General features: G+C 49.3%; 16 protein-coding genes. All 16 read left to right on the top strand.

The window, feature by feature from the left end; translation table 11 throughout:
- Window positions 1–27: 27 nt before the first annotated feature.
- Genes HF312_15335 through HF312_15410 form a run of 16 tightly spaced genes read left to right on the top strand, consistent with a single transcriptional unit; the run spans window position 28 to window position 11,817 of the window.
- Entirely contained in the window at window positions 28–282 is a 255-nt protein-coding gene (locus HF312_15335; protein ID MCU7521591.1) for a hypothetical protein, read from the top strand.
- A 12-nt stretch (window positions 283–294) separates the two neighbouring features.
- The gene (locus HF312_15340; GenBank protein ID MCU7521592.1) at window positions 295–1,635 is read left to right on the top strand and encodes a terminase; all 1,341 of its coding nucleotides are present in this window, start codon (window positions 295–297) and stop codon (window positions 1,633–1,635) included.
- Window positions 1,632–3,260, top strand: coding sequence for a hypothetical protein (locus HF312_15345; protein ID MCU7521593.1), 1,629 nt, complete (start codon window positions 1,632–1,634; stop codon window positions 3,258–3,260). Before HF312_15340 ends, HF312_15345 begins: the two co-directional genes overlap by 4 nt.
- Before the next feature lie 42 nt (window positions 3,261–3,302).
- Window positions 3,303–3,902, top strand: coding sequence for a DUF1682 domain-containing protein (locus HF312_15350; GenBank protein MCU7521594.1), 600 nt, complete (start codon window positions 3,303–3,305; stop codon window positions 3,900–3,902).
- Between the two features lie 16 nt (window positions 3,903–3,918).
- Window positions 3,919–4,344, top strand: coding sequence for a hypothetical protein (locus HF312_15355; GenBank protein ID MCU7521595.1), 426 nt, complete (start codon window positions 3,919–3,921; stop codon window positions 4,342–4,344).
- A gap of 16 nt (window positions 4,345–4,360) precedes the next feature.
- Entirely contained in the window at window positions 4,361–5,419 is a 1,059-nt protein-coding gene (locus tag HF312_15360; protein MCU7521596.1) for a hypothetical protein, read from the top strand.
- A 48-nt stretch (window positions 5,420–5,467) separates the two neighbouring features.
- Window positions 5,468–5,743, top strand: a complete 276-nt coding sequence (locus HF312_15365) for a hypothetical protein (protein MCU7521597.1) — start codon at window positions 5,468–5,470, stop codon at window positions 5,741–5,743.
- Complete coding sequence (locus tag HF312_15370) at window positions 5,743–6,198, top strand: hypothetical protein (GenBank protein MCU7521598.1); 456 nt, start codon at window positions 5,743–5,745, stop codon at window positions 6,196–6,198. Before HF312_15365 ends, HF312_15370 begins: the two co-directional genes overlap by 1 nt.
- Window positions 6,191–6,676, top strand: a complete 486-nt coding sequence (locus tag HF312_15375) for a hypothetical protein (GenBank protein MCU7521599.1) — start codon at window positions 6,191–6,193, stop codon at window positions 6,674–6,676. The genes HF312_15370 and HF312_15375 overlap by 8 nt, the downstream gene beginning before the upstream one ends.
- The gene (locus HF312_15380) at window positions 6,676–7,149 is read left to right on the top strand and encodes a hypothetical protein (GenBank protein ID MCU7521600.1); all 474 of its coding nucleotides are present in this window, start codon (window positions 6,676–6,678) and stop codon (window positions 7,147–7,149) included. The genes HF312_15375 and HF312_15380 overlap by 1 nt, the downstream gene beginning before the upstream one ends.
- A 1-nt stretch (window position 7,150) precedes the next feature.
- Window positions 7,151–7,366 (top strand): hypothetical protein, encoded by a 216-nt coding sequence (locus HF312_15385; GenBank protein ID MCU7521601.1) that lies wholly within the window; start codon window positions 7,151–7,153, stop codon window positions 7,364–7,366.
- 11 nt (window positions 7,367–7,377) lie between these two features.
- Window positions 7,378–8,364, top strand: coding sequence for a hypothetical protein (locus HF312_15390; protein MCU7521602.1), 987 nt, complete (start codon window positions 7,378–7,380; stop codon window positions 8,362–8,364).
- A 14-nt stretch (window positions 8,365–8,378) separates the two neighbouring features.
- Entirely contained in the window at window positions 8,379–8,771 is a 393-nt protein-coding gene (locus tag HF312_15395; GenBank protein MCU7521603.1) for a hypothetical protein, read from the top strand.
- Between the two features lie 5 nt (window positions 8,772–8,776).
- Entirely contained in the window at window positions 8,777–8,971 is a 195-nt protein-coding gene (locus HF312_15400) for a hypothetical protein (protein ID MCU7521604.1), read from the top strand.
- Entirely contained in the window at window positions 8,961–9,134 is a 174-nt protein-coding gene (locus tag HF312_15405; protein ID MCU7521605.1) for a hypothetical protein, read from the top strand. The genes HF312_15400 and HF312_15405 overlap by 11 nt, the downstream gene beginning before the upstream one ends.
- A gap of 19 nt (window positions 9,135–9,153) precedes the next feature.
- Entirely contained in the window at window positions 9,154–11,817 is a 2,664-nt protein-coding gene (locus HF312_15410) for a tape measure protein (protein MCU7521606.1), read from the top strand.

Below are 11,817 nucleotides of genomic sequence, written 5' to 3' on the forward strand. Positions count from 1 at the left end.
CTTGGAAGAGTTTATGAAGGGCTGAAAATGAAGGCAATCTTTGCGACACGGATGTTCCCAGGTGGCCCAGATCTACCGCGATGCGAGGCACAGGATGTCCCGCAGTTGGTCTACACCGACGCGGACGGGGTAAGGCGTGGCGGCTTCACCTGCTTGGAGATGCTGGACGGTGGCCGGGTGCGGGTGGAGGTGACGGCCTCTGAAACAACGATTCAGGTGATGCAGACCGACGGGCGCTACGAGTACGTGGAGACGGTGCCGGAAGAAACTCCAAACATCTAATAGATAAACCTCATGGCGACAAAACAACTTTGGACAATTCAAGACGGTAAATTAGTAGCTAATTTACACCCTGGTCAAGCTAAAGCATGGAATAGTGACAAGCGTTTTATCCTCATTTTAGCAGGCTCACAGGGAGGAAAGACTAGTTTTGGGCCGCTATGGTTGCATCGTGAAATTGGTATTCGTGGCCCTGGCGACTACCTGTGCGTTACTGCCAGTTTTCCATTGCTCGAATTAAAAATGTTGCCTGAGTTCAGGCGTTTGTTTGAATACACCCTGCATCTTGGTGAGTGGAAAGAGGCAAAGCATGCCTTTATTTTCTCTAAAGAGGGTTGTATTAAAACATTCGGGCATGTGCCTGATGTAGAGACTCGTGTCATTTTTGCCTCAGCAGTTAATCCCGATTCGTTAGAATCGGCAACTGCTAAGGCTGCTTGGTTAGATGAAGCCGGGCAAGACAAGTTTCGCCTAGTTGCTTATGAAGCAGTGCTACGGCGCGTCTCTCTGAATCGTGGCCGTGTTTTATTAACCACTACGCCATATAATCTTGGCTGGCTGAAAAAACGGTTATACGATAAGTGGGTTAAAGGCGACCCGGACGTTGACGTAATTCAGTTTTCTTCAACGCTCAATCCAGCGTTCTCGCAAGAAGAGTATGAATGGGCGAAGAAAAACCTTCCAGAGTGGCGTTTCCATCTCTTCTATGACGGCATGTTTGCTAAACCTGCCGGGTTAATTTACTCTGACTTTATCAACCTACCGCGTGAAGACGGCGGGCATGTGATTGAACCCATCCAAGCCTTGCCCTGGGGTTTAGAACGTTATGGCGGTATTGATTTTGGCGCGACTAATCAGGTAGCACTCTGGATTGCTTATAATCCCGCTGTCGATGAATATTACGCCTACCGTGATTTAGAGTGTGGTAACTCCACTTCAGCGGAGGCAGCTAATCGCGTTTCCCGTGCTGATGAACATTATAATTTTACCATGTGGTTTGGGGGAGCACCTGGGGAAACACAGCAACGCGCTGACTGGAATGATAATGGCGTTCCGGTTGACGAATTGCCATTTTCTGACGTAGAGGCTGGCATTGATCGCGTTACCGGCCTGTTTAGAAATGACAAACTCTACATTTGCAGCAATCTGTCCGGCCTGATTGAAGAACTGGGCGATTACCGCCGCGACACGGACGATTCCGGTGATACTACGGATGATATTTTGAATAAGAAGCGTTATCATCACTTAGATGCACTGCGATACGCAGTTGTTGGCGCAACAGGCGGTAATTGGATGGAGCCTGCTGGAACCGGAGTGGCGCAGATGTTCGGCTTCTCCAGAAGGAGAATGGCATGATACCTTTTAATCGCATTACTAGTGCGGTGTCTGCCGCGTTAAGTAGTTTTCGTCAAGCATGGCTCGACCAAGGCACTTTATCGACACGTCACTTTCAAAAACGCGTTAATTACTATGATCGTTTGTGGGAATACTACAGCAATAACGCGTTTGAAAACCTGGATGTGTGGTCTGAATATAAACGGCAGCACGGATTGTATCGCTATATTCGGCAAATTTACAACCCGACTGCTCGTTTAGTGGAGTTTTACACCACTTTATACCCTGGCGTATTAACGACTGACGCGAAACGTGTTCCTGACGGCACCCCATTAGCAATTCCTCTGGCGCGAGATACTAGTCCTGAATTGCGTTCCGCCATTGGTTCGTTTTGGGAAATGAGCAACTGGCAGGAACAAATGCACGTTATGCTGCGCTATGCGGCTGCGCTTGGCAATGTTTTGGTAAAAATCAATGACGAAGTAGATCGCGGGCGTGTTTCAGCACAGGTAGTTTGGCCTGGGCTAATTAGTGATATTGAATTGGATACCGCCGGTAACGTTCAACGTTATGTGCTTGAATACGATATTGAAGATGAAGACGGAGGAATCAAACTATATCGTGAAGAAGTAGATAAAGAAAAGGTTTCCATCACGCTCGATGATAAACCGTACAATGCGAATGGCATGGGGTCAACTTACGCTAACCCATACGGGTTTGTTCCGGCTTGTTGGCTGCGCTTTAACAACCTTGGCAGCGTCTACGGCGCTCCGGTTACTTGGCACTCGATTGGCAAGATTGACGAATTAAACAACCTTGCCAGTCAAACTCACGACCAGATCAATAAGATGCTGGAATCCCCCATCATGGTGAAGGGCGGGAAAAACGTCCGCACTTTGCAGGATTTGATCGGAAGCCGTAAGACGCAACCAACTGCCGACGACCCGGATCCCTATTCCAGCCGTGACAGTTTGGATATTTTGTATGGCCCGCCGGATGCCGGTCTGGAAACCCTCTCCTTTGATGTCAGTCAAGCAATGGAGGCGATTGAGGGAGTTATAAAAGAGTTAGAGAATGATTTCCCTGAGCTTTCGGTGTTCAACGTCTTGCGTCAAATGACTCAGACTACCGGGCCTGCAGTAGAAAAGCTGTCTTCTGATGTGAAATCGCGCTTCACTCGCACCGCTGCCGCCGCAGACCGGCAAACAGTCAAACTGATTCAAATGGGCCTCGCCATTGGGGGGTGGCGGGCGAATACCGGGGCCTGGACGGATCTCACCAGAAAGCAAGAAGTCTTTAAGCCTTTCAGCTTAGATAGCTATAAGGCTGGCGATCTGGACTTTGACATTGACATGCGCCCGCTGCTGCCTGATGCGAAAGGTGAAGTCTATACCGTTGAGGCTTCGCGCTGGACGGCGTTCCAACAAGCCCTTAATGCTGGTGCGCCGCTTGAGTTCTTGTTGCGTGATGACGGCTGGGATGAAACTCGCATTACTGAATTTATTAAAGATTGCGATGGCCCAGTTGCAAAAAAGTTGCAAGAGATAAAAGACTCAGCAATGGCGAAACAAACTGAGTTGCAAAAGAGTCTAAATAGTAGTAAAGATTCTACGAGTAATCAGACTGACCGTAGCAGTCAAAACTAACCTTCAATCGAGTCGTTCACGTTAAGAACCGTGGAGGAAAATATGCCGCCGATTAAAAACGATCCAGAAAATCCTGCTCTCGACAAAGATGAAGAAATTGTCGATACAAACAAAGTTGATGTTCAGGATGATACTACTTCAGACAATGAAGATCCTGTCGAAAACACTGACAAAGACACTCCTGGTGTCAAGAAGCGCATTGATAAACTTGTTGAAGAACGCAACAAGTTGCGCCAGATGCTAGAGGAGCGAGAGCAGAAGGATCGAGAAGCTGAAGAGAAGCGCCAACGTGAAAATGGCGAGTTTGAACAACTTGCCAAGACATATAAGGCGCGGCTGGAAGAATTAGAGCCGAAACTGAAACAGGCTGAAGAGGTAAGCGAAAAATTCCGTGAAAAGGAACGGGAGCGTCTGATGAAAAAGATCGCCCGCCTGCCGGAAGGCATTCGCGCCCTGGCTCCTGATTTGGAAAGCACCGATCTCTTTAAGCTCAGTGAGTGGGCTGACAAAGCCTCGGAAACCGCGAAAACGGAAAGCGAAAAGCCGGGATTAGGGAAATCCCCTGATCCGGTTGGCGAAGCCGGTTCCGGTAAGCGAAAAGAAGAGGCAATGAAAGCGCAAAAAAGCATGTATCGTTTGTAGAAAAGGATAATCCAAAATGGCCGATATTTCTTTAACGACCGCCACGGTTTTTCGTATCGTGGAGAGCTTGCGGCAGTTTTCTGCCGTGGCTGGTGAGGATCTCGCTGCTGGTGACATCGTGCGCATCGTTGCCGCCGACGCTGGGGCTGGGTGCGTTGTCAAAGCGGATGCTTCCGCTGCCGGAACCGCAGACGCCAAGGGCATTGTTTTGAAGAAAGCATCCTCTGGCATGGCGGTAACCGTCTTGTGTGAAGGCATTGTTGATGGTTACGATTTGACTGGGCAAGGCTATGGTGTGTTGCTGTATCTGTCTGATACCGCTGGCGCTTTTGGCGATGCCGCAGGCACCACGAGTGTCAAGATTGGCTACGTGATGCCGGTGCCGAACAGTATCCCCGGTCAGGCGTTTGACAAGATGGTTTATGTCAACTTCACCCTCTAAGATTTGGAGATAAACAGTGCCTATTTTATATGGTTTCAACGACCTGCGCCATTTGTTTAGTCAGCGCGTGACTGAAGCTGGCGTAGAAATTATCGGCAAGGCTATCGACGCCTCGGTTGCCGTGCATAATCAGGCGGTAACCGCGCTTTTTGACACCCTGGTGGAGCGTACGACTGAGTTTAAGACCGTTTACAAGACTAGCTCGCTCGCTTCGCTGCAGCCCTTAGATGAATTTGGACGTGCGCGGCCTATCGTGGTTGGGGGCAGCTATGAATTAGGCTACCCGATCCAGTCCGCCGGTATTGCCTGGGCGCGAACGCGCAAGGCGGCAGTAAAAATGACGGTGGAAGAGGTTAATGACCTGCTGGTAACGCTGTTTGACGCGGATGTGCGTTGGCTGCGCACGCAGATGCTCACCGCCTTGTTCCGCGCCGCCGACTGGAGTTTTGCCGACGAGGAACACGGCACGCTAACCGTAAAACCGCTTGCGAATAATGATACCGTGGTTTACATGAAGCGCAACGACACGGAATACGGTAGCACCGACAATCACCTGTTGGCGCAGGCGACTTTCGCGGAGGCGAACCCGTATCTCTCTCTGGCGAATACGCTGCGTGAACACCCGGACAACGAAGGCCAAGTAGTGACCCTGATTGCCGAGGATTTGCAGGATGAAACCGAAGCGTTGACCTCCTTCATGGAAGCTCCTGACCCGAATATCACGCCCGGCAACGCGGACGCGACCTTGAATAGCGATGGCCCGAACTCCATCGTTCCCGGCGAAAAGTTGGGCTACGACAAGAGTTCGCGTTCCTGGATCCGCACCTGGGATATTCTGCCTTCTGGTTATATGATCTCCTATATGACCAATGGCGTGAAGCCACTGCGCATGCGCGAAGACCCGGATTTTCCTGGCTTCGCCGCTATCGCCGAGCGCGAAGACCATCCGTATTGGGAGCGCCAGTATGAGCGCACTGCCGGTTTCGGCGCATACAACCGCACTGGCGCGGCAGTAATGCGTATTGGCAATGCAAATTACGCTGCTCCGACCGGATATGCCACTCCGCATATCTAATGTTCTAACTGAGCGCCCTACGTCATTGTAGGGCGCTCTGGAGGTTTTATGGCAAGTATCGCTGCGCTTGAGCGCATGAACAAAGAATGTCTCGATGGTTTGGTTGAAATTACTGCCAGGATTGCTGACAAATTTGGTGTCGAACCTTATCAAAACATTGGACGTATTACCCCTCAGTTTCGCACATTACGTACTTTAGAGAGTGTAAAAAGGACACTTGATCTTGTTTACGAAAAGTGTGATAATAAGGTCGAGGAAAAAGCTGAAACGGTTGCAGTAAAAACGAAACCAGGCAAGGATAACCCATTCAAGCGGAGTAAGTAATGGCATATACAAGAATATCAGCAGTTAGTTTTATTGCTGGCGAATATGCAGCGTTGATTAACGAAACCAAGCTATCTCCCGACCTTACCGGCCTTAGTAGCATCATTGATAACGCCTTTTTAGCATACAAGCCAGCCAATTACGAAACCTTGAGCACCATGGAGGTGCTCAGTGCCGATGTTCCTGGTGTGCAAGCCCTGCTGAAATTCTACGCGCTGAATAAATTCGCCTCGATTTTAGCGACACGCGTTGACCTCTATACGGACACCCCAAGTCCAGACGCGAAACGTAGTCAGGCTTTCAAAAACGTAATGCAACTCCTCCAAATGGCGAAAGCAGAAGCTATCGGCTACGGCTATCTTTCCGAATTAGCCGATGAAGATTCCGGTTCGTTTCAACGCATCGTTTACAATACAGATAAAGTTGAACCACGAACGGATAGCGAATATGCCTAGGGATAGAGTAGTAATCCTCATTGCTTCAGACCGCGATGATTTGCGTCGAGTAATGAACACGGTTCGTAAGTCAATCCAGGATTTAAGGCCAGTATTTACCGATCATATTAGGCCCTACATGGTGGACAATATGATCAGTGCGTTTGATAGCGAGTCTGCACCGGAAGGCGGGCCATGGGCACCGCTAAATAAAAGCTACGAAGCGAGACGGGTACGTGAGGGCACCGGAACCACCAAGCTACGGCGTTGGTGGGATATGTTCGTGAGCCTTACTTCTGAATCCCATCCTGAAAATATTACGGACATCCACAAGCAAGGAATGACGATTGGCAGTCAGGATTCTACCGCCGCTTGGAATAACTTTGGTTTGCCAAACCGCCGCACCCCTTTACCACAGCGCCAGTTCGCTGATATTACCGACGCAAACGTTGACGCCATTGGCGATATGATTTTTGACCATGTGATTGAGGCTATTTGATGGCTAACTCTCTTTCAATGATTTGGGATAACCTGTATGGGATTATCAAAGACGACGCGGTGTTTGCCAATACTGCTGTTTCGCAGGATGTGTTTGATTCGATCCCGGAAGAGGTGGATGCGGCAGAAGCATCCTTTCCACGAGTAAGCGTTTTTTATCTGCAAGGCACTAAAATTCAGGAAGTGCGGCCAGCAGTCGCCAGTAATGGAGATCGGGAGTGGACAACGATTTTTGTGTCCGTGGTCGCTAAAGATGATACTGGCCCTGTCGCTTCGGCAAAATCCTGTTTGGATCTGGTGGATGTGATTAAGGCTATCGTCAAAAGCAATCGGGGCTTGCTTTACAAGGGCACTCCGGCTGCAGAGACTGTCCGAGTCGATTCGGTGAGCTTTAAGACGCGCAAGGATTTATCGGAACAGTCTTGGTATAGTTTAGCTGCGATTCGGATTGAAGTAGTAAATAGGAGAGATTAAATTGGCATATTATAAATTACGTGGCGAATACCCTGCCGATACCGCGCTACTGCCGGACGGCAATGTAGCAAACAAAAAGTCTCCGGTCGATATTACCGATACACGTATTTTGCAGGAGATCGAAGAGGGCAGGCGACCATATCTCTATCAATGTAAAGAGAGTGAGTATGGTCAGATTGATCCCGAACCGGATTGCGTGACCTGCGGCTCGAACTAAGGAGATAGAAAATGGCTCGAACAACTGTTCCGGTTGAGAAAATATTGGAGGTGCATCCTACCTGGGTGGCCGAGGCAACTCCGGGTGTGCCTGTTGCTGGTGGAGTAAGCACCGACCGGATGAGTCGCGGGCGCGTTTACATGCACGCCAACGTGCAAACCCAACGCCATGTAGGAGGGATCACTGACCGGCGTGGCGGGATTATCCGCGCTGGCATCGACTCCCTCGAATTAGAGATGCAGGGCATTGATTTTATCGTCAACGCCCTACGCAAAACTGGCTCCGCCTGGGCACCGGACGGCAAGTGCCCATCTATGACTATGACTGCCGGTAGCAGCAAGGAAGGCTTAAAGCTCTGGGGATGTGTGATTGATAGCCTGGATCTGGAGCAGGAATATACCGAAGATTCCGAAGTGCTCAAGGGCACATTTAGCATCCTTGCTCTTGGCGGGCAGATTGTGAATAATCTCACGAATACTGCCCTGAACGATCCGGTCTTGCGCGGTTGGCAGTCGGTAGCGGCATTAACTGGGCCGACGGTTCCCACTGGCGGTTTTCGGATTCGCAGTTGGAAGATTGGCCTGAAGAACAACCATAAATACATGACCTATGGCGATAAGATTGCTAACACCACGCCGCGCACTGGCTCCAGCATTCGTGAAGCCTACGAACTGAAACCGGGCGAGGAAGAGGTTACCTTTGAGGGCACCTGTGAAGTGCCGATGGATTGGGCTGCGGCGAACAGTAGCGATTTTGCTGCCGCGTGTTTCCAGCCCGGTTCTGTTGGGGCAACGATTACTTACACCAACTGCGGCGATACAGGCAATCCGTTCATTGCTACCTTGAGCAATATGTCGGTAGACAACGACTTCGGCTTTGAGTATGAGTGTGACGCTACCAATGGCGCAAGCGAGCCGGTGCATGTGTTTAGTTTCAAGACCAGCAAGACAAATCCTTATCTGCAAAGTTTGGCATTTAGCGAACAAACTGGGGTTTAACGAAAGGTTGGATAATGCGGATTTCTCCGTTTCTGAAAAAAGTCACGATTGATGATGCGACGTTCTATCTGAAAATTAGCTATGGCGCAAAAGTAGCGTACGCCAAGTTACTGAAACTTGGCGAAGTGAGTGGCGCGGACGCGGAAGGCAATGCGACCGTTTCCCTGGATGGCATGGACATGGGCGATCTGGTGAAGATCACCGTGGATAACAATGTTGTTCAGGGTTGGGATAATCTGCAAACCGAGTTTGAAGACAATACTGGCGAGCTGATTGTGAAAGAGTATCCGTTTAGCTTGGAGAACGTGCGCAACCTACCGGGTGATCTCTTGATCGAAATCGCGACTCAGGCGCTTGGCCTTGCCTTTAACAGCCGGGGAAACGCGACAAGCTCCGAGAACAAGTAAAAAAGATGGTGAATGGTAGCGCCGTGCGGGATCCAGAGGTCAGTATTGTCCTTGATGCTCTTGCACGGCGCTATCCTGCATATAAAGCAGAAGACTTGTTATCGGAGCACGCCGAGATTGTCGAAGATTGGCTGCTAATCGCGGAAGAAGAATACAAAAAAGAAGAAAGCGAAAGAAAGAAAGCAGAACATGGCCGCTAAGAAGATTAAGACATCGACGCCATCGAAATCGGGAGAATCCGTATCCCTTTCCATCCGTAAAATTGAGAATGGTTACGTTGTTCGTGAAGAAACTTATAAGAACGGCAGATTCAAAACTACGGAAACCTTCTCGAAAGAAATGCCTGCCGTTACCTCAAAGTAACTATTGAAAGGAGGTCAACGTGGCTCGTTCGCAAAACCTCCAGTTAAAAATTGAAATCTCCGTTATCGACAGCGCCTCGCAAGCTATTAGTGCTTTTAACTCGCAACTGAAAAGCCTGGAAAACACAGTAACCAAACTCAACGTTTCTGTTCCGCGCATGGCCGGTGGCGCTAAGAACGCCGCACGATCTTTCGATCAAGCTACACGTAACATTAGTAGCAATATTAGCAGACTAGAACAACGTGCGCGTTTTCTAAAAGGCGGTATCTTTAATCTGCGCATTGCCAATATTGGTTTTGATGGCAAATATGCTGAGAATATTGCTAAACTAGAAACGCGTTATCGCAGTTTGGCAATCAATGTTCGCCGGTTAAATACCAGCATTGCGCAGGAATGTGCTGCTTTGCAATCTGCCGGGCAAGTCACTGATACCCAACGCGCCAGATTAGATAAATTAACCCAGGATTATAACGAAAACCTTGCCGCCGCTCGACGCCTTGCTAACGGCATCACCTATTTGCGCAATGAAATGCGTAAAACCAATGCAGAAATGGCGGAAGCACACAAAAATTTGTTTCGTGATCGCCGCAACTGGATGGATTTATCCATGTCGCTCATACCGATTGGGGCGATTATTACTGGCATTGGAGCAGCGATTACCGGAATTAGTCTGAAAATGACTAAAACTGCCTTGGATTACGACACCGTAGTGCGTAGCACGGAAAATGGCTTCGCAAAACTACTCGGTAGCGCAAAAAAAGCAAATAAATTAATGGATGATTTACAGGAATTTGCTATCCTGTCACCATTTGTCACGAAAGACCTGCTTCCGATTGCCCGTTTCTTAATGCAAATGGGCTTTAGCGCCGATAAGTTACTTCCGGCAATGATGGCGATTGGTAATGCCGCCGGTAGTTTAGGCGGTTCCACAGCTACCTTTATGAATATCGCCATGGCGCTAGGGAAAATGAACATTGAAACGCATGTTTTTGCCATGCGTCTCAATCAACTACATAAAAACGGCATCCCGGCTGCGGATATTCTTGCCAAGAAACTACATGTTACCCGTGGTGAGTTGCAAGAGCTAGTGCGGGCTGGTAAAGTTCCCTCAAAGTGGGCAGTTGAAGCATTACTAGACGCCTTCTTAAACGACAGACGATTTAAGAGAGCGATGGATAACGCAATGCAGACTGTTCCTGGACAGTTCTCGATCATCGCGGAATCGATTGTTCTTTTGCTTTATCAAGGCTTGTTGCCACTGATCCAAACCTTGCTATTCTTTTTGCGCGTAGTCGCAAAGGTGTCAGTGTGGCTATTTAAAATAAATAGATGGTTGAATAATCATGCCAAGTGGTTGAAGTTCATCCTCTCAGTGTTATTTTCCCTTGCAACGGTCGCCGCCATTGTGTTTGGTGGTATGCTTCTAGCAGTCGGGGCATTGACAGTAGGGATTGGCACTCTCGCCATGGCGATTGCCGGTCTTGCTGGTTCAATGATTATATTGAAAAGCATCCAGACACCAGCCGATTTACTGGCTATTGCTGTACAGGCAAAAAATTTAGTGACGCAAATTTGGGCCTTGATTGCCGCAAACACGATCTCAAAACTATCTTTCAAAGGATTAGCTGTTAGCTTGTGGGGAGTCGCAAAAGCAGCGGCAGTAGCGACACTGAATTTTATCCGATTAGCAATTGCTAAAGCTATCGCGGAATGGGAAATTACATTAACGGTCATTGGCGTTCTGCTACTGATCGCGGCTCTCTACGAACTCTCAAAGCACCTGCGTCAGATTAGCCAGGGTCTAATTGATTTCGGCAGGTCAATTTGGAACGCGCTTTCCGATCTTCCGGCGCGGCTGATTAGGTTGCTGACTAGCTTCTTCCCGGCAATTGGCAACTTCGCCAGAAGCATGTATCGCAGTGGGCGAGCCTTGTTTGACACTTTCATTCAAGGCATGCGCGATTCGAGATCGCCACTTACTCGCGCCATTGGAGAGATATTAGAGCGCCTCAATCAATTCCTGCCACACTCAAACGCAAAGCGCGGGCCATTAGCTCGTTTGTCGCAAAGTGGTCGTGCCTTTATTGACACTTTTGTGCGCGGAATGGTAGAACGGATGTCGCTTCTGGATCGCTTTGGAAATCGCATGGGAGCCACGGCAGTGCATGCCTTGGCACCAGTTTTATATCGCGCTCCAGCAGTGCATCCTTATATGCCTGGAACAGCAGGGCCGGTTGTTTCTGCTGGCACAAACATCGTGCCCTTCCTTCCTGGCGATGGCATGGTGAACGCACGGCGTACTCCAATGCGCTTGCCTGACCTGACGCCAAAATTTCCGCGCACGAAAGCGCCATTCATTGTAGTGCCGAGCAGTTTAGGGAATGGATCCGCGTTGACTTCCGCGATAGCGAGAGCGCAGTTGCAACGCTTAAATGCAGATCAATTTAACGGCACCCTTCCTTTTGCTGGCGCTTCTGGTATTACACTCTATCCGAGAGCGAACCAGCCATCTGCCTCTTCTTACGTGCAATCATCTGGCATGGGCAGCATGGCTATGGGCAAAAACATCGTCACCAATGGCGAGATCAGCGCCGAACAAACCAATGATGGCGAGTGGGTCATTCGCATTAAATCGGCCACTGCAAATTCGGTAATGCGCAACCAGATGCGTGCCGCTAGATAA

The organism is Ignavibacteria bacterium, assembly GCA_025612375.1.
GTDB lineage: Bacteria > Bacteroidota > Ignavibacteria > Ignavibacteriales > SURF-24 > JAAXKN01.